Annotated in this window: 21 protein-coding genes; 13 read left to right on the top strand and 8 right to left on the bottom strand. The window is 64.9% G+C overall.

Translation table 11 applies throughout. From position 1 onward, the window contains the following. Positions 1-205 precede the first annotated feature (205 nt). Positions 206-820: a S1 family peptidase gene (locus tag KHO27_RS10695; RefSeq protein ID WP_214501773.1), complete on the bottom strand. Its 615-nt coding sequence runs from the start codon at positions 818-820 to the stop codon at positions 206-208. Between the two features lie 8 nt (positions 821-828). Further along, positions 829-1,377: a hypothetical protein gene (locus tag KHO27_RS10690; RefSeq protein ID WP_214501772.1), complete on the bottom strand. Its 549-nt coding sequence runs from the start codon at positions 1,375-1,377 to the stop codon at positions 829-831. A 234-nt stretch (positions 1,378-1,611) separates the two neighbouring features. Between KHO27_RS10690 and KHO27_RS10685 the strand changes: the two genes are divergently transcribed. From KHO27_RS10685 to KHO27_RS10675, 3 genes are all read left to right on the top strand, one after another. Then, entirely contained in the window at positions 1,612-2,460 is an 849-nt protein-coding gene (locus KHO27_RS10685; protein ID WP_214501771.1) for a helix-turn-helix transcriptional regulator, read from the top strand. Positions 2,461-2,527: 67 nt separating this feature from the next. After that, on the top strand, positions 2,528-4,018 hold the full coding sequence (locus tag KHO27_RS10680; protein WP_214501770.1) for an aldehyde dehydrogenase: 1,491 nt from the start codon (positions 2,528-2,530) through the stop codon (positions 4,016-4,018). A 22-nt stretch (positions 4,019-4,040) separates the two neighbouring features. Continuing rightward, on the top strand, positions 4,041-5,432 hold the full coding sequence (locus tag KHO27_RS10675) for an aspartate aminotransferase family protein (protein ID WP_214501769.1): 1,392 nt from the start codon (positions 4,041-4,043) through the stop codon (positions 5,430-5,432). Positions 5,433-5,470: 38 nt separating this feature from the next. On the opposite strand, the gene KHO27_RS10670 is transcribed toward KHO27_RS10675, so the two are convergent. Continuing rightward, positions 5,471-5,677, bottom strand: coding sequence for a tautomerase family protein (locus tag KHO27_RS10670; RefSeq protein WP_214501768.1), 207 nt, complete (start codon positions 5,675-5,677; stop codon positions 5,471-5,473). Between the two features lie 16 nt (positions 5,678-5,693). Continuing rightward, the gene (locus tag KHO27_RS10665; RefSeq protein WP_214501767.1) at positions 5,694-6,428 is read right to left on the bottom strand and encodes an SDR family NAD(P)-dependent oxidoreductase; all 735 of its coding nucleotides are present in this window, start codon (positions 6,426-6,428) and stop codon (positions 5,694-5,696) included. Between the two features lie 125 nt (positions 6,429-6,553). On the opposite strand from KHO27_RS10665, the gene KHO27_RS10660 reads away from it, so the two are divergent. The 3 genes from KHO27_RS10660 (at position 6,554) to KHO27_RS10650 (ending at position 9,266) form a co-directional block, all read left to right on the top strand. Beyond that, positions 6,554-7,474, top strand: coding sequence for a LysR family transcriptional regulator (locus KHO27_RS10660; RefSeq protein WP_214501766.1), 921 nt, complete (start codon positions 6,554-6,556; stop codon positions 7,472-7,474). A 116-nt stretch (positions 7,475-7,590) separates the two neighbouring features. Next, entirely contained in the window at positions 7,591-8,289 is a 699-nt protein-coding gene (locus KHO27_RS10655) for an MOSC domain-containing protein (RefSeq protein ID WP_214501765.1), read from the top strand. Positions 8,290-8,330: 41 nt separating this feature from the next. Continuing rightward, the gene (locus tag KHO27_RS10650; protein ID WP_046855369.1) at positions 8,331-9,266 is read left to right on the top strand and encodes a 5'-nucleotidase; all 936 of its coding nucleotides are present in this window, start codon (positions 8,331-8,333) and stop codon (positions 9,264-9,266) included. Positions 9,267-9,304: 38 nt separating this feature from the next. Here KHO27_RS10650 and KHO27_RS10645 read toward each other — a convergent pair whose 3' ends face one another. Together KHO27_RS10645 and KHO27_RS10640 are read right to left on the bottom strand one after the other, a co-directional pair. Next, positions 9,305-9,622 (bottom strand): DUF2388 domain-containing protein, encoded by a 318-nt coding sequence (locus KHO27_RS10645; protein ID WP_111533246.1) that lies wholly within the window; start codon positions 9,620-9,622, stop codon positions 9,305-9,307. Between the two features lie 74 nt (positions 9,623-9,696). Further along, on the bottom strand, positions 9,697-10,491 hold the full coding sequence (locus KHO27_RS10640; protein WP_214501764.1) for an RHS repeat-associated core domain-containing protein: 795 nt from the start codon (positions 10,489-10,491) through the stop codon (positions 9,697-9,699). A 273-nt stretch (positions 10,492-10,764) separates the two neighbouring features. Between KHO27_RS10640 and KHO27_RS10635 the strand changes: the two genes are divergently transcribed. Further along, positions 10,765-11,391, top strand: a complete 627-nt coding sequence (locus tag KHO27_RS10635; RefSeq protein WP_111533247.1) for a glutathione S-transferase family protein — start codon at positions 10,765-10,767, stop codon at positions 11,389-11,391. A 174-nt stretch (positions 11,392-11,565) separates the two neighbouring features. Here the strand turns inward: KHO27_RS10635 and mrdA are convergent, their stop codons facing one another. Both mrdA and KHO27_RS10625 read right to left on the bottom strand, forming a co-directional pair. Further along, positions 11,566-13,458: a penicillin-binding protein 2 gene (gene mrdA, locus KHO27_RS10630; protein WP_214501763.1), complete on the bottom strand. Its 1,893-nt coding sequence runs from the start codon at positions 13,456-13,458 to the stop codon at positions 11,566-11,568. 172 nt (positions 13,459-13,630) lie between these two features. Next, entirely contained in the window at positions 13,631-13,807 is a 177-nt protein-coding gene (locus KHO27_RS10625; protein WP_214501762.1) for a hypothetical protein, read from the bottom strand. A gap of 203 nt (positions 13,808-14,010) precedes the next feature. Here KHO27_RS10625 and KHO27_RS10620 point away from each other — a divergent pair, with 203 nt between their 5' ends. The 6 genes from KHO27_RS10620 to KHO27_RS10595 all read left to right on the top strand — a co-directional run bounded on the left by KHO27_RS10620 (position 14,011) and on the right by KHO27_RS10595 (position 20,109). Then, the gene (locus tag KHO27_RS10620; protein WP_214501761.1) at positions 14,011-15,033 is read left to right on the top strand and encodes a LacI family DNA-binding transcriptional regulator; all 1,023 of its coding nucleotides are present in this window, start codon (positions 14,011-14,013) and stop codon (positions 15,031-15,033) included. Positions 15,034-15,105: 72 nt separating this feature from the next. Further along, positions 15,106-15,876, top strand: coding sequence for a sugar phosphate isomerase/epimerase family protein (locus KHO27_RS10615; protein WP_110704022.1), 771 nt, complete (start codon positions 15,106-15,108; stop codon positions 15,874-15,876). Further along, on the top strand, positions 15,869-16,828 hold the full coding sequence (locus KHO27_RS10610; protein ID WP_214501760.1) for a sugar kinase: 960 nt from the start codon (positions 15,869-15,871) through the stop codon (positions 16,826-16,828). The genes KHO27_RS10615 and KHO27_RS10610 overlap by 8 nt, the downstream gene beginning before the upstream one ends. Before the next feature lie 57 nt (positions 16,829-16,885). Continuing rightward, positions 16,886-18,163, top strand: coding sequence for an MFS transporter (locus tag KHO27_RS10605; protein ID WP_214501759.1), 1,278 nt, complete (start codon positions 16,886-16,888; stop codon positions 18,161-18,163). Between the two features lie 10 nt (positions 18,164-18,173). After that, positions 18,174-19,160, top strand: coding sequence for a 2-hydroxyacid dehydrogenase (locus KHO27_RS10600; protein WP_214501758.1), 987 nt, complete (start codon positions 18,174-18,176; stop codon positions 19,158-19,160). A 202-nt stretch (positions 19,161-19,362) separates the two neighbouring features. Beyond that, on the top strand, positions 19,363-20,109 hold the full coding sequence (locus KHO27_RS10595) for a gluconate 2-dehydrogenase subunit 3 family protein (protein WP_102685241.1): 747 nt from the start codon (positions 19,363-19,365) through the stop codon (positions 20,107-20,109). Position 20,110 lies beyond the last annotated feature (1 nt).

The following is a 20,110-nucleotide window of genomic DNA, read 5'->3' as shown; positions in this document are numbered from 1 at the left end:
GTCTCCCTGCTTTGTTATTGATTTTCCAAGTGAAGTCCTGGAGTGCGCGAGCGGATCGGTCGATCCTGTCATGCAAATTTACCTTGCACAATTGGCAAATCTGCAGGGCTGCCCTGCATTTTTGTCGTGAGGGCTCATAGCGGGCGCTGTTGTCTGCGGTGAGCATGCACAATAACGGATTGCCACAGGAAAGGTCAGAAGGCACTCAGCGCACCCGGCTTGCCAACCATCCTTGGAACGCATCGACACGCGTTTCGTAGCCTCTTTCACAGGCGTCGTCCCCGCCAGAAGTTATTGCCACTTGTACGATACTGCTGTTTTCAATCAGGAACGCTGGGCCTCCGGAGTCTCCCTTGCAGGTGTTCTTTCCTTTCACGCTGAACGCTACGCGGCGATTTTCAATGTCGTTCACCCACCACGACGCTGCGCGTTTGATGCCTTCGCCAACTTTGTCGTTGTCCACCACGTCAAAGCCGAATCCTACAAAAGTCAGGGAAACACGTTGGTCGACAAGCTGTTCCCAGTTGGGATTTCCGCTATGCAGTATTACCGGCGTGACCGATAGGTCTTCCTGGGTGTAAAGCAAAGCGATGTCGTCTTCCAGCGTGATGGGGTTGAATGAGTAGCCCGTAGCACTATCTCTTGGCAAGTCGAAGTCGATGACCTTTACCCGCGCGAACGCTGGGTCGTGCAGATTCGAGCCGAGCTTGAACGTCATGTCGGTCAACTGTTCCTCATAACCGCTGATACAGTGTGCGGCCGTCAGTATGGTTCGCTTGCCAAGCACCGTCCCCGTACAGTGAAGAGATTCGCCCAGCATGATTGCGCCTACATTTTTATAGGCGTGTGTTTGGGCTGGACACCATTGCCCAGTGAAATCATCTTTTCACCTTTTGGGGCGTCCCGTACGACGTTGTCGAGTTTGATGCTCTGTGGCAGCTGGGCAGGGTCCAGATCCTTGACGGAGCCTGAGGGTGCACCAAATGCAACGACTTTTATGGCAATCGCCGCCACTGTATTGATGATCTTGATTCTATAATCGGCGACTTCGCTGCCCACTTCGTTCCAGAGGTCGGTATTGGGCAACTTGGTGATATTAAGGGTGGTGCGGGCGTAGAATGGATCATCACGAGTTACCGCCAGACGCTTGCTCAAAGATTCGACCGCTTGCGTTTGCAGAGTAAATCCCGTGAGAGTTCCTTTTGAGTCCTTCGTGGCGTCAATATCCACACGTGATGAGCGCAAGTAGAAGAAGCTGGCCTCTTTTCCAGTAACATCGGCGTTCGAAGTGATTGTCGAGTACTTTACGCTCGGTGCGACGGCGCAAGCTGATAATGACAGTGCAGCTAGGACGGCCGAGATCCTGACGTTGTTCATGATGGCTCCTTGCATGATCAATTCGAGTGATGGCAGATTGACAGTCTAGTTGTCTTTGTTAAAAGAGGAGGAAGAGAAAAACGATAGGTGCCGTTTCATCGATGAAACAGTTTCGCGCCCACTCCCACCTCCGCACGGTCCACGTTGCACTGACTCACCCCGAAGGGTGATAGCCGCCCCGCCCCCCCCATGAAACAATCCCGGCCAGCACTCACCCTGGCGGGGAAGACAATAATGAGCAATGCCCAGCTGAATTCGCCCGACTGGTATGCGCAGATGGCCCGCGTGGTCGACGCCATCGGCACCCCAGGCTTCGTCGAGGCACTGTTCGCCGCGCTTAACCAGCTGGCAGCGTGCCAGGCCATCACCGTGTTCCTGTATCCGCGCAAGGGCCTGCCGTCGGCGCTGTTCGCCAAGGACGACGAGGGGCCCTGGCTGCCCGAGGGCAACGTGCAGAAGTACCTCGAAGGCTACTACCTGCTGTGCCCGTTCTACCGCGCCTGCATGGACGGCGTGCCCGCCGGTTGCTATCGCCTGAGCGATGTCGCCCCCGACCACTTCAAGCGCAGCGAGTACTACACCTCGTTCTACCAGCACGCGCACCTGGAGGACGAACTCAACTACCTGGTGCCGCTGGACGCCCAGCTGACCATCGCGGTGGCCCTGGGTAGCACCCGGCGCCTGGGCAGTCGCCAGGTGGCCGAGCTCAAGTGCGTCGCCGCCTGGGTGGTGGCGGTGGTGCGCCGGCACTGGGGGCAGCTGGATGCAGAGGCCCTGGGCGGGCGTTTCGAAAGCGCGCTGGGGCGGCAGATCAACGCCGCGCTGAACAACTTCGGCTCGTCCTTGCTCACCGAGCGTGAGTGCCATGTTGCCCAGTACCTGCTGCGCGGCCATTCCACGCGTTCGCTGGCCGAGCGCCTGGGCATCAGCGAAGACACGGTCAAGACCCACCGCAAGAACCTCTACGCCAAGCTCGATATCGCCACCCAGGCCGAGCTGTTCTCGCTGTTCATCGCCTCGCTGGCCCAGGCCCAGGAAGGCTTGAGCAAGGACCCGCTGGAAAGCTACCTGCGACGGCGCTGACACACCGCTTCACCTCATCCAGACAACGACAATCACCGGCCCGGGTGTGGCCGGAGGGGAGACCTGCGTGCATACGAAAAGCGATTGGCTGCAGCGCGCCGCGCGGCAAAGCTTCATCACCACCGCGTTGATCGACGGACGCGCGGTGGTGGCCCGCGACGGCGCCACCTTCGCCGCCATCAACCCGGCGACCGAGCAATGCCTGGCCCAGGTCGCCGCCTGCGCCGACAGCGAGATCGACCAGGCGGTGCGCGCCGCCCGCCGTGCCTTCGAGCATGGACCCTGGGCACGCATGGCGCCGGCCGAGCGCAAGCGCGTACTGCTGCGCCTGGCCGAGCTGATGTTGGCCCACCGCGAGGAACTGGCGCTGCTCGATTCGCTGAACATGGGCAAGCCGGTGATGGATGCCTACACCATCGATGTGCCCGGCGCGGCCCAGGTGTTCGCCTGGTATGGCGAAGCGCTGGACAAGCTCTATGACCAGGTCGCCCCGACCGCCGCCAGCGCCGTGGCGATGATCAGCCGCGAGGCGTTGGGCGTGGTCGGCGCGGTGGTGCCGTGGAACTTCCCGCTGGACATGGCCGCCTGGAAGGTCGCCCCGGCGCTGGCCGCAGGCAACAGCGTGGTGCTCAAGCCCGCCGAGCAGTCGCCATTCTCGGCCCTGCGCCTGGCCGAGCTGGCCCTGGAGGCCGGGTTGCCGGAGGGCGTGCTCAACGTGGTACCGGGCCTGGGCGAAACCGCTGGCCGTGCCCTGGGCCTGCACCCGGACGTGGATTGCCTGGTGTTCACCGGCTCCACCCAGGTGGGCAAGTACTTCATGCAGTATTCGGCGCAGTCGAACCTCAAGCAGGTGTGGCTCGAATGCGGCGGCAAGAGCCCGAACCTGGTGTTCGACGATTGCCGCGACCTCGACCTGGCGGCGCAAAAGGCCGCGTTCGGCATCTTCTTCAACCAGGGCGAGGTGTGCTCGGCCAATTCGCGGCTGTACGTGCAGCGCTCGATCCACGACGAGTTCGTCGAGCGTCTGCTGCGCCAGGCCCGTGAATGGCTGCCGGGCGACCCGCTGGATCCGGTCAGCCGTGCCGGGGCCATCGTCGATGCCACGCAGACCGCGCGTATCGAAGCCGCCATCGGCCAGGCCCGGGAGCAGGGCGCACGACTACGCTGCGGCGGTGAGCGCCTGAGCGTGAACGGCTCGCGCAACTTCATCACGCCGACGATCTTCACCGACGTGCGCCAGGACATGGCCTTGGCCCGCGACGAAATCTTCGGCCCGGTGCTGGCGGTCAGCACCTTCGACGACGAGGAAGAGGCCATCGCCCTGGCCAACGACAGCGTTTATGGGCTGGCCGCGTCGGTGTGGAGCGACGATCTCAACCGTGCCCACCGCGTTGCCCGACGGCTCAGGGCCGGCACGGTGTCGGTCAACACCGTCGACGCCCTGGATGTGACCGTGCCCTTCGGGGGCGGGCGCCAGTCCGGTTTCGGCCGCGACCTCTCGCTGCATTCGTTCGACAAGTACACCCAGCTCAAGACCACCTGGATCCAGCTGCGCTGATATTCACCCGAGGAGAACAACAATGAACGCACCCATCACCCCGGCGACCGGCAAACGCGATACCCGCGACTACCAGGCTGGCGACGCCGCCCACCACATCCATGCCTTCCTCGACCAGAAGGCGCTCAACGCCGAGGGACCGCGGGTCATCACCCGCGGCGAGGGCCTGTACCTGTGGGACAACGACGGCCGCCGCTACCTGGACGGCATGTCCGGCCTGTGGTGCACCCAGCTCGGCTATGGCCGCAAGGACCTGACCGCCGCTGCGGCCGCACAGATGGACCAGCTGCCGTACTACAACATGTTCTTCCACACCACCCACCCGGCGGTGATCGAGCTGTCCGAGCTGCTGTTCAGCCTGCTGCCCGGCCACTACAGCCACGCTATCTACACCAACTCCGGCTCCGAGGCCAACGAGGTGCTGATCCGCACCGTGCGCCGTTACTGGCAGGTGGTCGGCCAGCCGCGCAAGAAGATCATGATCGGCCGCTGGAACGGCTACCACGGCTCGACCCTGGCGGCCACGGCGTTGGGTGGCATGAAGTTCATGCACGAGATGGGCGGGTTGATCCCGGATGTGGCGCATATCGACGAACCGTACTGGTTCGCCGCGGGTGGAGATCTGACCCCGGCGGAATTCGGCCGCCGTTGCGCCCTGCAACTGGAGGAAAAGATCCTCGAACTGGGCGCCGAGAATGTCGCAGGCTTCATCGCCGAGCCGTTCCAGGGCGCGGGCGGCATGATCTTCCCGCCCGAGAGCTACTGGCCCGAGATTCAGCGCATCTGCCGCCAGTACGACGTGCTGCTGTGCGCCGACGAGGTGATCGGTGGTTTCGGCCGCACCGGCGAATGGTTCGCCCACCAGCACTTCGGCTTCGAGCCGGACACCCTGTCCATCGCCAAGGGTCTGACCAGCGGCTACGTGCCCATGGGCGGCCTGGTGCTGAGCAAGCGTATCGCCGAGGCCTTGGTGGAGCGGGGCGGGGTGTTCGCCCACGGCCTGACCTATTCCGGCCACCCGGTGGCGGCGGCGGTAGCCATCGCCAACCTCAAGGCCTTGCGCGACGAGGGTATCGTGCGTCGGGTCAAGGACGACACCGGCCCGTACCTGCAGCGCATCCTGCGCGAAGTGTTTGCCGATCACCCGTTGATCGGTGAAGTACAGGGCACCGGCCTGGTGGCAGCCTTGCAGTTCGCCGAGGACAAGGCCTCGCGCAAGCGCTTCGCCAACGAGAACGACCTGGCCTGGCAGTGCCGCACCTTTGGTTTCGAGGAAGGCGTGATCATCCGCTCGACCCTGGGGCGGATGATCATGGCGCCGGCCCTGGTGGCCAGCCGTGGCGAGCTGGACGAACTGGTGGAGAAGACGCGTATCGCGGTGGACCGAGTAGCACGATCGGTGGGCCGAGGCTGAAACCCGGGGCGCGCAGGCGCCCCTTCGACGGTGAAGCGTCAGCGACCTTCGCGCTGGCGCAGCGCCGTCACCGTCTCACCCGCGATCCCCCAGTTGTCGGTGGGCACCTCCTCGATGACCACGAAAGTGCTCGCCGGTGGCTTGTTCAGCACCTGTTCGAGCAAACGCGTGGTGCCTTCGATCAGCTGGCGTTTGTGTTCGGCCGTGACGCCTTCTTCGGTGACGCGGATATGGACATAAGGCATGTGCGTGGCTCCCGTTTCAGTGCCAGGTGCCGGCGGTGCTGCCACCGTCGACGGGCAGCACGGCGCCGCTGACGAAGCGCGCGTCGGTCAGGTACAGCACGGCGTTCACCACGTCCTCGGGCTGGCCGGTGCGTCCGCTCGGCGACAGTGCGCCGAGGCCTTCGGTGTTGCCGCTATGCAGCGGGGTGTCGATGATCCCCGGGGCCACGGCGTTGACCTGTACGCCGCTGGCAGCCAGTTCAAGCGCCAGGCCCTTGACCGCCTGGTTCAGCCCGCCCTTGACCAGCACCGGCAACAGTGCCGGCACGCGGGTGTCCGGTTGCAGCGCCACCGAAGCGGTGATCGCGACGATATGCCCGTGCCCTTGGGCCTTCATCACCCGGGCGGCGGCCTGGGCGGGGTAGAAGAAGCCCTTGAGGTTGGTGCCCACCAGCGCGTCGACATCGGCCTCGGTGTAGTCGGTCACAGGTTTCGGGATGAAGATGCCGGCGTTGTTGACCATGATATCGACCCGGCCAAAAGCTTCCTGGGCGGCGGCGAACAACCGCTCGGCGGTGGCTTTCTCGGCGATGTCGCCGGCCACGCCGATAAAGCCACGCGGGTTGCCCAGGCGGGCGGCGGCCTGGTCCAGGCGAACCTGGGTGCGGGCGTTGCCGACCACGTTGTCGCCACGCTCGAGGAAGGCCTGGGCCAGGGCGAAGCCCAGGCCGCTGGAGGCGCCGGTGATGATGACGGTTCTTGCGGTGCTCATGGGGAAAATCTCCGGTGGGTCGAGCCAGTGCTCGGGTGTGCAGCCACTCTAGGCTGTAACGCTGACTTGAAAAATGAGGCCTGTGGTATTTCAATCGATACATCATGTAATCAATCGAGCCGCCCATGACCCGCCACTTCGATGATCTGCAACTGGGCAGCCTGGAGCTGTTCTGCCTTGCCGCCGATGCCGGCAGCTTTACCGAAGCCGCGACCCTCGCCAGTGTCACCCCCGCGGCGGTGAGCCGTTCGGTGGCGCGCCTGGAGGAACGCCTGGGCGTGCGCCTGTTCGTGCGTACAACCCGGCAGATGCGCTTGAGCGAGGCCGGCCAGGCCTACTACCAGCATTGCCGCCAGGCGCTGGGCCAACTGGTCGAGGCCGAGCGCCAGGTCACCGGTGGCCAGCTCGAGCCGGCAGGCTGCCTGCGCATCAGCGCGCCGACGCCTTATGCTCATCACCGCCTGTTGCCACTGTTGCCGCGCTTTCGCCAACGCTATCCGCGGGTGCAGGTGGATGTGCACGTGAGCAACCGCAACGTCGATTTCGCCGAAGAACATTTCGACCTGGCGATTCGCGGCCGCGCACCGGCCGACTCGCGGCTGGTGGCCCGGCGCCTGGAGGATGCCGAGCTGGTGGTGGTCGCCACCCCGGGCTACCTGGCCCAGGCCGGTGTGCCACAGACCCTTGAGGACTTGGCCGGGCACCAGTGCATCCAGTTCGAACTGCCCAGCAATGGCCGGCGTCCCCCCTGGAGTTTTCGTCGCCAGGGGCAGTGGGTCGAGCTGGAAACCCAGGGCGCCTTCACCTGCCTGGGCGACTTTCTCGCCACCACCACCCTGGTGCGTCACGGCGGCGGCCTGATGCAGGCCTACCGGTTCACCGTGCAGGACGCCCTGGACAGCGGCGAGCTGGTGGAGGTGCTGGCCGGATATGGCGGCACGTCGCGGCCGTTCATGCTGGTCTATCCCCAGGCCCGGCACATGCCACTGAAGGTCCGCGTGCTCATCGACTTCCTGGTGGCCGAGGTGGGTCTGCCGTTGGGCTGAAGCCCTGTGGCGCCGACCTTGGCGGACTATGCTCTGAGCAGCTCCGGCAATCGGTCGGTTGGGCCTCTCGCGGGCTCTGGTGTAAGCTCTCCCGGTCCTTCTCACGAGACCGCCGCATGACCTCGCCCAGCCCGCGCCTGGACAGCCTGCTCACCGGCAGCGCCCGGCCATTCACCCGCCCAGGTTCCCTCAGCGCCATCGACAAGCAACCCCGCCAAGGCCCCTTGCGGGTGACCTTGCTCGGTATCGCCGGCGACGAACAGGGCGATCTGCGCGTGCACGGCGGCGTCGACAAGGCCATCCATCATTACCCCCGCGATCACTACCCCGACTGGGTCGCTGAACTCGGCGAACACCCCTTGCTGACCCGGCCCGGTGCCTTCGGCGAAAACTTCAGCAGCAGCGGCTGGCGCGAGACCGATGTGTGTCTGGGCGACCGTATCCGCGTCGGCACGGCGTTGCTGGAGATCTCCCAGGGGCGCATGCCGTGCTGGAAGCTCAACGACCGTTTCGACGTGGCGCAGATGGCGCTGCGGGTGCAGCAGAGCGGACGCACCGGCTGGTACTACCGGGTGCTGGAGGAGGGCGAGGTACAGGTGGGCGATGCCCTGCAACTGGTCGAGCGGCCCTATGGCCAGTGGTCGGTGGCGCGGCTTTCGGCGGTGCTGTTCGACAAACAGCTGGAGCCCGGCCTGTTGCGTGAATGCCTGGAACTGCCGCTGGTGCCGAACTGGCGTCGCACCCTGGAAAAGCGCCTGGAGCAACGCCAGGTCGAGGACTGGACTTCGCGCCTGCAAGGTCGCAGCGAAAGCTGAACGGCATCGCGCACAACATTTACCCACACAAGGAATGCCCCATGGCCTTCGAACTGGATGATCGCCTGGTCATCGGTGTCGCTTCCAGCGCCGTGTTCGACCTGAGCGAGTCGGACGCCGTGTTCCGCCGCGACGGCGAGGCGCAATACCGCAAGTACCAGGAGCAGCACCTGGACGTGCCGCTGGGCAAGGGCATTGCCTATCCCTTCATCAAGCGCCTGCTGGCGCTCAATGACCTGCGCGGTGATCCGGAGGATCCGCTGGTGGAGGTGGTGTTGCTGTCGCAGAACGACCCGGACACCGGCATGCGAGTGATGAAGACCATCGGTCACTACGGCCTGAACATGACCCGGGCGATCTTCACCCAAGGCCGCTCGCCGTATGAGTACATTCCGGCGTTGAACATCGCGCTGTTCCTGTCCGCCGACAAGCAGCACGTGGACGCCGCGATCAAGGCCGGCTACCCGGCGGGGCAGGTGCTGGATTCGAAGTTCGACGACGATGAAAGCGACGACAACCTGCGCATCGCCTTCGACTTCGATGGCGTGCTGGCCGGCGATGAGTCGGAAGCGGTGATGCAGTCGGGCGGCCTGGGCAGCTTCCACGCCCATGAAGTGATCAATGTCACCCAGCCGCACAACCCCGGCCCGCTCAAGGAGTTCTTCGTGCGCATTGCCCGCATCCAGGCGGCCGAGGAGCAGCACAAGCTGGCCAATCCCACTTACGAGAACCGCCTGCGGGTGTCGATCGTCACGGCGCGCAACGCACCTTCACACGAGCGGGCGCTCAATACCCTGAAAAGCTGGGGGGTTATGGCCAACGACGCGTTTTTCCTGGGCGGTATCGAGAAGCGCAGGGTATTGCAGGTGCTCAAGCCGCACATCTTCTTCGATGACCAGTCCGGGCACCTGAAGAGCACCAGCACGGTGGTGCCGTCGGTGCATATCCCGTTCGGTGTGACCAACCGCCCGGGCTGACTGGCGCCGCGCAAGCGGCGCCAGGTCGCCCTCGTCCATCAGTGATCCGCCAACCTGTCATCCTGCGACAGCAGCGCCTGGGCCAGCTCTTCGTCACTGGCCTGCAGCCCCGGATTAGCCTGGCGCACCTGGGCCAGCGCCGCTTCCAGATAGGCCCCGCGTATGGCACCGCCGCTGGCGACGAAGGCCGACAGCTCGTCGCGGGCCGGGATGATCCGTTTGTCATCCTTGAAGGTCGAGTAAAGCGAGGCGGAGACCCCCGCCGAGGTGGCGACGTCCCCGGCATCGACGCGGGCCAGGGCGGCACCGGCAGGGAGCAGGAGCAGCAGCGAGGGAACGAGCAGTAAGTGGCGCATGGCGAGTCCTCCGGAAAGGTGATGCCCAGGGGTGTTACTGCATGATGTTAAGAACCCTGCTGTGGGATGAGAGTTCAATCGGTGGGCTCGGATATGACAATGAGAGGCAATCTAAAGCCACCACGAGTCGTCCTGGGCTCACCCTTGAAGTAGGTAGTTAGGTCGTCGCTGTCAGCAGCCTGGCGCATGAGCTCCGCTCCTCTTGCGAGGTAGGTCTCATTAATGTTCTCAAGATGCTTGATATGGCTTTCTACTGTGGGGATGTCGACACGCATTTTTGATGAAAGCGCTAATTTCAAGGATGCAATCTGCTGCATGTTTCTGTCAAAATTAAGCCTGTCGATGCTCTTTACATACCTTGGCGCTTCTAGATTCGTGACTGTTGATTGCAGTTCGATAGCCTCATGGCTGAATGTGCTTTTTGGCTGCCATGTCTGGAGTTTGAACTTGTTTTTCCCAACAGGTACTACGGTGGCTTGTGGTTGGCGTTTTATTATTTTGAACCGTTCTATTAGAAGGGTCCTTGAGTGCCCGGTCTTGTCTGAAGCGTTTACGGGGTCGGCCTCGCAATATCCATAGGCGTTGATTCCCCCCCTGGAGAATGGGCTGAGGTCATCGGGTGAAACAAAACGCATCAGGAGGGTGCTGTAGAATCGGTATCCATTGCCGAGCGAGTACAAGCCATTAGGCTCACGTGCTTGCCCATTGAAGCCTAGCTGCGAGAAGGGCAAGTTGGCAATTGGATCATAGCCATAAACTGAGTACGCCAACCTGTGGATATCCTGCACGGTCTGATGGTACAAGATCGAACCTAGCGCATCAGTAGCGAGCATTGCGCGCCTGACTCGGATGGTTTCTGGTTTTTTCATCAGCGCGCCTAAAGGGAACGTGTCGATATGACCTTGCCTTCGTCGCGGCTGATTGGCAACTAGCAGAATTGACAGGTAAGAAATTCAGGTTGCGTGTGTGAAAGAATGCGGATGGCCAGCTGTTTCGATGGATGGAAAAAAAGCGGTAGGCTGCCACTCTCATCGAGGGGTAATTACTTGCCCAATGAGTGTTACTTGAAGCTGACTAGCCCTTTTATCGCCGTACCTTCTTAGCCTGCGTCAGCCACCACCAAAGGAATCTAGGAGTACTCCATGGCCGAATATACGCTCCACTGCTTTGCCGAGTCGGGAAACGCCTACAAGGTCGCGCTGATGCTGGAACTCACCGGCCAGGACTGGGCGCCGGTGTTCGTCGACTTCTTCCACGGGCAGACCCGTGGGCAGGACTGGCGTGACGCGGTCAACGAGCAAGGGGAGGTGCCGGTGCTGGAACATGCCGGCGAGAAGCTTACCCAGTCGGCGCTGATCCTCGACTACCTGGCCGAGCACACCGGCCAGTTCGGCCCGCGTGACGATCACGAGAGGCGCGAAATCTGGCGCTGGATGCTGTTCGACAACCACAAATTCACCAGCTACTACGCGGCGTTGCGCTTCATCTACTGCCTCAAGCAAATGGGCGAGTCGGATGTCACCCGCTTCCTGCGCGAGCGTGCCAGGGCGGCCTACCAGATCGTCGATGCGCACCTGGCGAAGACGCCGTTCATGGTGGGTGGGCGGCTGACCATCGCCGATCTTTCGCTGGCGGGCTATGTATACATGCCCGAGGACACCGGCCTGGCGGTTGCCGAGTTCGGGCATATCGAAGCCTGGAAGCAGCGGATCCAGGACATGCCAGGGTGGAAACACCCCTATGACCTGATGCCGAAAGCCGCAGGTTGAGGCAACGCGACCCTAGTGTCCTGTCTCGGAAATACGTTCTCTTTTGGCGAGTGGCTTGGGTGTTCGGCCAAGGCGCCGCGACGAGTCATAGCAGGGCTATGGCGAGGAGTGGCAACGCGGGCCGGGCGCCCAAGACGCCGCCAAAAGTGAACAGCTTATTTCCGCGACAGGACACTAGCTGTGCGGGATGTTCCTGGGCTGCTGCACTCCGGCATACCGCTCTTTCAAATGCCCCTGCTCATCCAGCAGGTAGGCATCCATCACCTCCCGCACCACCGGCCCCGCCACGCGACCACCGGCTTCACCGTTCTCGATCATCACCGCCACCACCAGCGCCGGGTGATCGGCCGGGGCAAAACCGACGAACAGGGCATTGTCGCGGTGGCGCTCGAGGGTCTTGTTGCGGTTGTAGCGCTCACCCTGCTTGATCGCCACCACCTGCGCGGTGCCGCTCTTGCCGGCGATGCGGTACTGGGCGCCGGCGGCGGATGCGCGGGCAATGCCGCGCGGGTCGTGCATGACCATCTGCATGCCCTGGCTGACCTGGTCCCAGGCATGCTTGTCATGCAGCACGATATCGGCCATCGGGTGCGGGTCGACCGGCGCCTGGCCGCCGATCGTCAGGGCCAGGTGCGGACGGTGCCACACGCCCTTGCTGGCCAGCAGGCTGGTGGCCTGGGCCAGCTGCAGCGGGGTCACCTGCATGTAGCCCTGGCCAATGCCGAGAATCAGCGTTTCGCCGGGGAACCAGGCCTGGCGCCGGGTGGCGCGTTTCCACGCTTGGGAAGGCATCAGCCCCGGGGCTTCCTCGAACATGTCCAGCGAGACCTTCTGGCCGAGGCCGAACTCGGCCATGTAGTCGTGCAGGCGGTCGATGCCCAGCTTGTGCGCCAGGTCGTAGAAGTAGGTGTCGTTGGAGCGCATGATCGCGCTGTACAAGTCCACCCAGCCATCGCCCGTGCGGTTCCAGTTGCGGTACTTGTGCTCGTAGTTGGGCAGCTCGTAGTAGCCAGGGTCGAACACCCGGCTGCCGGGGGTGATCACGCCGCTGTCGAGGCCGGCGATGGCCACCTCGGGCTTGACCGTCGAACCTGGGGCGTACAGCCCGCGCAGCACGCGGTTGAACAGCGGCCGGTCGATGGAATCGCGCAGGGCAGCGTATTGCTTGAAGCTGATGCCCTTGACGAACAGGTTGGGGTCGAACGCCGGGTTGCTGACCATCGCCAGCACGTCGCCGTTGGCCGGGTCGAGCACCACCACCGCGCCGCGCCGATCGCCCAGGGCCTTCTCGGCGGCTTGCTGCAGGTGGGCGTCGAGGCTCAGCACGATGTCCTTGCCCGGCACCGGGTCGTGATGATTGAGCACGCGCATCACCCGGCCCTGGGCGTTGGTCTCGACTTCCTCGTAGCCCACCTGGCCGTGCAACTGGTCCTCGTAGAAACGCTCGATACCGGTCTTGCCGATCGACTGGGTGCCGCGGTAGGCGGTGCTGTCGAGGCTCTTGGCTTCTTTCTCGTTGATGCGTCCGACGTAGCCGACCGAATGGGCGAAATGTTCGGCCAAGGGATACTCGCGAATGAATTGCGGCTCCACCTCCAGCCCCGGCAGGCGGAACTGGTTGACCGCGATCAGGGCGATCTGCTCCTCGCTCAGGCCGACCAGCAGGGTCACCGGCTCGAACGGCTTGCGGCCGCGGCGCAGGTCCTTGTCGAACTGCTGGCGGTCGTCCTCGGACAGTCCCAGGACTTGCGCCAGGTTGTCGAGCACCTTCTTCGAATCGCCGGCCCGCTCGCGGGTCATGGTCAGGTTGAAGCTGGGCTTGTTGTCGGCCAGCACCACGCCGTTGCGATCATAGATCAGGCCGCGTTCGGGCGGGATAGGCAGCACGTGCACGCGGTTGTTTTCCGACACCGCCGACTGCTGGTCGTGCTGCAACACCTGCAGCACGTAGAGCCGACCTACCAGCACCGCCACCAGGTCGAGCACCAGCAGGGCGCAGGCCAGCAGCCGGCGGTTGACCAGGTGCTTTTCCTTTTCGTGGTCCTTGAGGGGAATGGGTTGCGGCATGAGCACAGGAGAGCGGCGGGTGGGGCGGCGATGCTACGCGGGCAGGCGGTGGGGCTCAAGACGGGAGCACCGCCCTGCGCAGCCCAGGCATGGGCCTGGCCCGCAGGCAAGGGTGCTGCGGCGATCATGAAGTTTCCTTCATGTGAGCTGCGGGAAACACCTGACGCCACAACTAGGCAATGAATTCAGTTTCTCCGGTGACCTCAGCACCTTCACCTTCATCCTGGCGAACGCTGAGCACCACGGCACCTGCGCACAAGCCCAGCAGCCCGACGCTGGCCACCACGATATCCCCCATTCCCATGCCGGCGAGCATTAGCACCAGGCTGATACGAAACAGAGCGGTCATGGCGATCTCCAGGGCAGGGCGAGCGAAGTCCGAAGTATCACCATACCGCTCTGAAGGCCGAGGTACAGGGCAGGAGGGAGGGTTTGGCAGTGTATGCGCCTGCTTTGGCACAAAGCCCGCCACTTGACGGCATGGGCCATCCCTGATTTCATTGAAACCGGTTTCATCAACCCTGCACAAACACCTACAAGAAGGGCTCAGGGGTGGATAAAGACGCAGTTCCCGTCCGCGGGCGGGTCACTATCAGCGAGGTCGCGAAGGCGGCCGGCGTCTCCAAGGCAACCGTCTCGCGCTATATGGGCGAGGATCGGCAACTGCTCGCCGAGGCGACCGCGCAGCGGATCGAAGCCGTCGTCGAGCGCCTGGGCTATCGCCCCAACCGCATGGCCAGTGCCCTCAAGCGCGGCCGCACCGGGCTGGTCGGCATGCTCCTGGCGGATATCCGCAACCCCTATTCCGTGGCAGTGATGCACGCTGTCGAGACGGCCTGTCGGCAGCACGGCTACAGCCTGGTGGTGTGCAACACCGACTGTGACGACGCCCAGGAGCGCAGCCAGCTGCAGGCCCTGCAGTCGTATAACGTCGACGGCCTGATCGTGAACACCCTGGGCCACCGCGCCGGGGAGCTGGCCAGCCTGGCCCGCGACCTGCCCATGGTGCTGGTCGACCGGCAACTGGCGGGCCTGCCGGTCGATCTGGTGGGCCTGGACAACAGCGACGCCGTCGAGCAGGCGCTCGATCACCTTGAACACAACGGTTATCGCGACATCCTCGCCGTCACCGAGCCACTCGATGGTACCAGCTCGCGACAGGAGCGCGTGGATGCCTTCCAGGCCTCCATCGCCCGGCGTCGTGGGTTGCGCGGGCAGGTGCTGGAGGTGGGGGCGGGCCTCGCCGAGCAGCTGGGCGCGTTCATCGCCGGGGCAGGGCACGGCCCGCAGGCGCTGTTCAGTTGCAACGGAGTCGCCACCCTGGAGCTGGTGCGGGTGCTGCACGCCAGGGGCGGGCCGCTGTTCCAGGACTTGGGCCTGCTGGCGCTGGACGACCTGGACTGGTACCCGCTGGTGGGCGACGGCATCAGCGCATTGGCGCAACCCACCGGGCGCATCGGCGCTGCGGCGTTCCAGTGCCTGCTGGAGCGCTTGCAAGGCAGCCCTCTGCCGGCCCGGCGCCTGGATTTGCGCGCGCAGCTCATTGCGCGGGGCTCTACCCGATCACACCAATGACGGCGCCCCGGACGCCGTTGTTGCCGGGAAAAAATGAAACCGGTTTCATCTACAAGAACAAGGACTACCACGATGCGCACGCACACTGTTTCCATCAGCTTGTCGAGTTTCGGTGCCGATGCCGTGAGGCGGTTCGGTCAGGCCAGTTACCTGCCGTTGCTCGCCGCGGCCGGGGCGCGGCGGGTGGAGTGGCGCGAGGAGCTGTTCGACGCCGCGCCTGATGCCGCTACCTTGGCCAACCTGGCCGCCGAGCATGGCCTGCAGAGTCTCTACTCCACGCCACTGGAACTGTGGCGCGAGGACGGCAGCCTGGAGCCCGCGATTGCCCAGCGCCTGCAGTTGGCGGGTGAGATCGGTGCGGTGGCGCTCAAGGTGTCGCTGGGTCATTTCCAGGCTGGCTGCGATTTGCAGGCGCTGGCGCCACTGTTGCAGCACAAGACGGCGCTGTACGTGGAAAACGACCAGACGCCCTACGGCGGGCGGCTGCAGACCTTGGTGAAGTTTTTTCGCGAGGCCCAGGCCCAGGGCGTGGCGCCGGGCATGACCTTCGACATCGGCAACTGGTACTGGCACGACGAGTCGCCGCTGCTGGCCGCGCAATTGCTGGGGCATTGGGTGCGCTACGTGCACTGCAAGGCGGTGGCGCGCCGCGCCGACGGGCGCCTGGTGGCCGTGGTGCCCGAGGACCTCGACCTGGCCCAGTGGCGCGAATTGATGACGCATTTCGCCCCGGGCCTGCCGCGTGCCATCGAGTACCCCCTGGCCGGCGAGGACCTGCTGGCACTGACGGCGCGCCAGGTCGCGCAACTGGCCGAGCTGGAAGGGCAGGTGTGCCATGGCTGAGCATGACGTGCTGTGCTTCGGTGAAACCATGGCCATGTTCGTGGCGGCGCAGCCGGGCGACCTGGCCCAGGTCGAGGGCTTCGGCAAACGCATCGCCGGTGCCGACAGCAATGTGGCCATCGGCCTGTCACGCCTGGGCCTGCGGGTGCAATGGCTGAGCCGGGTCGGTGACGACTCGCTCGGTGCCTTCGTGCTCGACAGCCTGCGCCGCGAAGGCCTGGACTGTTCCAGCGTCGAGATCGATGCCGGGCACCCCACGGGGTTCCAGCTCAAGGAGCGCTGCGACGATGGCAGCGATCCGAAAGTCGAGTATTTCCGCCGTGGCTCGGCGGCCAGCCGGCTGTCGCCCGCGCTGGTGCGGCCGGCGTTGTTGCAGGCCCGGCACCTGCATGCCACGGGCATTCCGGCGGCGCTTTCAGGCAGTTGCCGCGAACTGTGTCACCAGTTGCTGGACGGCATGCGAGCCAATGGCCGCAGCATCTCCTTCGACCCCAACCTGCGTCCCTCGCTGTGGCCCGACCGCCAGACCATGGTGCGCGAGGTCAACGCCCTGGCGGCCAAGGCCGACTGGGTGCTGCCAGGGCTGGAGGAGGGGCGCCTGCTCACCGGCCGGCAGTCGCCGCAGGCCATCGCCGAGTTCTACCTTGAACAGGGCGCGCAGTACGTGGCCATCAAGCTGGGGGCCGAAGGCGCCTACTGGCGCGATGCCCAGGGTGCCCATGGCGTGGTGCCCGGCCAGCCGGTCGCCCGGGTAGTGGACACCGTGGGCGCGGGCGATGCCTTCGCCGTCGGGGTGATCAGCGCCTTGCTCGAAGGCTTCCCGCTGCGCCGCGCCGTGGCCCGCGGCAACTGGTGCGGCAGCCGCGCGGTGCAGAGCCGCGGCGACATGGAAGGCCTGCCGCAACGTCATGAACTGGACCACCACGAAAACCCTGCGCGCGAAGCACGCTGAAGCGCCGACCTGTGCGCAACCTGATGTGACAAGAACAACAAGACCAGGAGAACACCCATGCAGATCGATCGACTCGCACCCAGACGCTGGTGGTACATCATGCCCATCGTCTTCATCACCTACAGCCTGGCCTACCTCGACCGGGCCAACTACGGCTTCGCCGCGGCCTCGGGCATGGCCGACGACCTGAAGATCACCCCGGCGCTGTCGTCGCTGCTCGGCGCGCTGTTCTTCCTCGGCTACTTCTTTTTCCAGGTGCCGGGCGCCCTGTACGCGCAGAAGCGCAGCGTGAAGAAGCTGATCTTCGCCAGCCTGATCCTCTGGGGCGGGCTGGCCACGCTGACCGGGATCGTCCACGACGTCTATTGGCTGATCGCCATCCGCTTTCTCCTGGGCGTGGTCGAGGCGGCGGTGATGCCGGCCATGCTCATCTACCTCTGCCACTGGTTCACCCGCGCCGAGCGCTCGCGGGCCAACACCTTCCTGATCCTCGGCAACCCGGTGACCATCCTGTGGATGTCGGTGGTCTCGGGCTACCTGGTGCAGCAGTTCGACTGGCGCTGGATGTTCATCATCGAAGGCGCGCCGGCCATTCTCTGGGCGTTCATCTGGTGGCGCCTGGTCGATGACCGACCGGAGCAGGCCAAGTGGCTCGATGCCCGGGAGAAGGCCGCGCTGCGCGAAGCGCTGGAGGCCGAGCAGCAGGGCATCAAGCCGGTGAAGAACTATGCCGAGGCATTCCGTTCGCCCACGGTGATCATCCTGTCGCTGCAGTACTTCTGCTGGAGCATCGGCGTGTATGGCTTCGTCCTGTGGCTACCGTCGATCCTCAAACAGGCCGCCGCGCTGGACATCGTCACCGCCGGCTGGCTGTCGGCGGTGCCCTACCTGGGCGCGGTGCTGGCGATGCTCGGGGTGTCGTGGGCCTCGGACCGCCTGCAGAAGCGCAAGCGCTTCGTCTGGCCGCCGCTGCTGATCGCCGCGCTGGCGTTCTACGGCTCCTATGCCCTGGGTACCGAGCACTTCTGGTGGTCATACGCCTTGCTGGTGATCGCCGGCGCCTGCATGTACGCGCCCTACGGGCCGTTTTTCGCGATCGTTCCCGAACTGTTGCCGGCCAACGTCGCCGGGGGCGCCATGGCGCTGATCAACAGCATGGGTGCGCTGGGCTCGTTCTCGGGCTCGTACCTGGTCGGCTACCTCAATGGTGTCACCGGCGGCCCCGGCGCCTCGTACCTGTTCATGTGCGGTGCACTGCTGCTGGCCGTGGCCCTGACCGCCGTCCTCAACCCCTTGCAACAGGCGCGCCGGCACAACCTGGCGCCGAGCCGATAGGAGCCTCAGCATGAAAAAGCGCATCGTCGCCTACAAACGCCTCTCCGATGAACTGATGGCGCGCCTGCACGCGCAGGCCGAGGTGACCCTGGTGGAAGCGCCGGCCGCCGATGGCCTGGCGCGCTTGCGCGCGGCGCTGCCGGGCGCCCATGGCCTGCTGGGCGCCAGCCTGCGCCTGGACCGCGCGCTGCTCGACCTGGCGCCGCAGCTGGAGGTGATCTCCAGCGTGTCGGTGGGCGTGGACAACTACGATATCGAGGCGCTGGATCAGCGCGGGGTGCTGCTGACCAACACCCCCGACGTGCTCACCGAAACCACCGCCGACACCGGTTTCGCGCTGATCCTGGCCTGTGCCCGGCGCGTGGTCGAGCTCGATGGCTGGATTCGCGCCGGCCACTGGCGGGCCGGGATCGGGCCGGCGCAGTTCGGCTGCGACGTGCAGGGCAAGACCCTGGGCATCGTCGGCATGGGCCGTATCGGCGAAGCCCTGGCCCGACGCGCGCATGCCGGTTTCGGCATGCGCGTGCTGTACCACACCCGTCAGCCGCGGCCCGAAGTGGAGGCGCGGTTCGGCGCCGGCTATCGCAGCCTGGAGGCATTGCTGGCCGAGTCCGATTTCGTCTGCCTGTGCCTGCCGTTGACCGCCGCGACCGAGAACCTGATCGGCGCGCCACAGCTGGCGCTGATGAAGCCATCGGCGATCCTGGTGAACATCTCCCGTGGCCGAGTGCTGGACGAGGCGGCTTTGCTCCAGGCCCTGGCCGAGCGGCGCATTCGTGGCGCCGGGCTGGACGTGTTCGTGCAGGAGCCGCTGGCGGCCGATTCGCCGCTGCTGCAACTGGACAACCTGGTGGTCACCCCGCATATCGGCTCGGCCACGCTGGAGACCCGCGAAGCCATGGCCCGCTGCGCAGTGGACAACCTGCTGGCCGCGCTGGCTGGCGAGCGGCCGACGAACCTGGTCAACCCTGTGGCCTGGGAGCGGCGAAACAACTGAACCTGGTGAGCGTCGTGCTTGCCTCATGCCTACCAAAACAACAGCCTTTGTCTGGTTCGAGATCCCGGGGCGCTCTGCGACCCCTTGGCAATTCAAGGCCGGCCGCGCAAGACAGCGCTGTCTTGCACGGCCGGCGCCGGGATCTTCATTGGCGAAAAGGGCGACGATTCCCGTATGACCTGATCAACAGAGAGACATCCTCATGTCCAAGGACCAACCCGCCTCCGTGCAACCGGCGCGCCGGGCGTTCCTGCGCCAATCCCTGACCCTGATCCCGGTGGCGACCCTCGCCAGCACGGGACTGGGCGGTGCAGTGCTCGCCGACAGCGCCACCCCGGCAGCCGCCGAACCGGCCCGGCCGGTTACCGCGCGCGCCTACCAGCCGACCTTCTTCACCCAGGAGGAGTGGGCCTTCGTCAGCGCCGCCGTGGCCGTGCTCATACCCACTGATGCCCTGGGCGCGGGCGCGGCCGATGCCGGCGTGCCCGAGTTCATCGACCGCCAGCTCAACACCCGCTACGGCAGTGGCGGGCTGTGGTACATGCAGGGGCCATTCCACCCCGACGCCCCCAGCGAGCTGGGCTACCAGCTCAAGCTCAACCCCCAGGAGATCTACCGGCTGGGCATCGCCGAGACCGACGCCTGGTGCAAGGCGCAGTTCGGCAAGGCGTTCGCCCAGCTCGGTCTTGCGCACCAGCAGCAGGTACTGGAAGCCCTGGACGGCGGCACGGCGACGTTTGCCTCGTTGCCGGCGGCCACCTTCTTCAACATGCTCTGGCTCAACACCCGCGAAGGCTTTTTCAGCGACCCGCTGCACGGCGGCAACCAGGGGTTGGTCGGCTGGAAGCTGGTGGGCTTCCCCGGCGCCCGCGCCGATTTCATGGACTGGGTGGAGCGCGACGAGCGTTATCCGTTCCCGCCGGTCTCCATCAGCGGCGAGCGGGGTTGAA

Source organism: Pseudomonas sp. RC3H12, from assembly GCF_018596375.1.
Classification (GTDB): domain Bacteria; phylum Pseudomonadota; class Gammaproteobacteria; order Pseudomonadales; family Pseudomonadaceae; genus Aquipseudomonas.
The sequence above is the reverse complement of the archived record's forward strand: the minus strand, read 5'-3'. Positions and strand labels throughout refer to the sequence as shown.

Coding starts and splice junctions, on each gene's coding strand:
- KHO27_RS10695 (WP_214501773.1), bottom strand. CDS start 820: ATGCTGGGCGAATCTCTTCACTGTACGGGGACGGTGCTTGGCAAGCGA.
- KHO27_RS10690 (WP_214501772.1), bottom strand. CDS start 1,377: ATGAACAACGTCAGGATCTCGGCCGTCCTAGCTGCACTGTCATTATCA.
- KHO27_RS10685 (WP_214501771.1), top strand. CDS start 1,612: ATGAGCAATGCCCAGCTGAATTCGCCCGACTGGTATGCGCAGATGGCC.
- KHO27_RS10675 (WP_214501769.1), top strand. CDS start 4,041: ATGAACGCACCCATCACCCCGGCGACCGGCAAACGCGATACCCGCGAC.
- KHO27_RS10670 (WP_214501768.1), bottom strand. CDS start 5,677: ATGCCTTATGTCCATATCCGCGTCACCGAAGAAGGCGTCACGGCCGAA.
- KHO27_RS10665 (WP_214501767.1), bottom strand. CDS start 6,428: ATGAGCACCGCAAGAACCGTCATCATCACCGGCGCCTCCAGCGGCCTG.
- KHO27_RS10660 (WP_214501766.1), top strand. CDS start 6,554: ATGACCCGCCACTTCGATGATCTGCAACTGGGCAGCCTGGAGCTGTTC.
- KHO27_RS10655 (WP_214501765.1), top strand. CDS start 7,591: ATGACCTCGCCCAGCCCGCGCCTGGACAGCCTGCTCACCGGCAGCGCC.
- KHO27_RS10650 (WP_046855369.1), top strand. CDS start 8,331: ATGGCCTTCGAACTGGATGATCGCCTGGTCATCGGTGTCGCTTCCAGC.
- KHO27_RS10645 (WP_111533246.1), bottom strand. CDS start 9,622: ATGCGCCACTTACTGCTCGTTCCCTCGCTGCTGCTCCTGCTCCCTGCC.
- KHO27_RS10640 (WP_214501764.1), bottom strand. CDS start 10,491: ATGAAAAAACCAGAAACCATCCGAGTCAGGCGCGCAATGCTCGCTACT.
- KHO27_RS10635 (WP_111533247.1), top strand. CDS start 10,765: ATGGCCGAATATACGCTCCACTGCTTTGCCGAGTCGGGAAACGCCTAC.
- mrdA (WP_214501763.1), bottom strand. CDS start 13,458: ATGCCGCAACCCATTCCCCTCAAGGACCACGAAAAGGAAAAGCACCTG.
- KHO27_RS10625 (WP_214501762.1), bottom strand. CDS start 13,807: ATGACCGCTCTGTTTCGTATCAGCCTGGTGCTAATGCTCGCCGGCATG.
- KHO27_RS10615 (WP_110704022.1), top strand. CDS start 15,106: ATGCGCACGCACACTGTTTCCATCAGCTTGTCGAGTTTCGGTGCCGAT.
- KHO27_RS10610 (WP_214501760.1), top strand. CDS start 15,869: ATGGCTGAGCATGACGTGCTGTGCTTCGGTGAAACCATGGCCATGTTC.
- KHO27_RS10605 (WP_214501759.1), top strand. CDS start 16,886: ATGCAGATCGATCGACTCGCACCCAGACGCTGGTGGTACATCATGCCC.
- KHO27_RS10600 (WP_214501758.1), top strand. CDS start 18,174: ATGAAAAAGCGCATCGTCGCCTACAAACGCCTCTCCGATGAACTGATG.
- KHO27_RS10595 (WP_102685241.1), top strand. CDS start 19,363: ATGTCCAAGGACCAACCCGCCTCCGTGCAACCGGCGCGCCGGGCGTTC.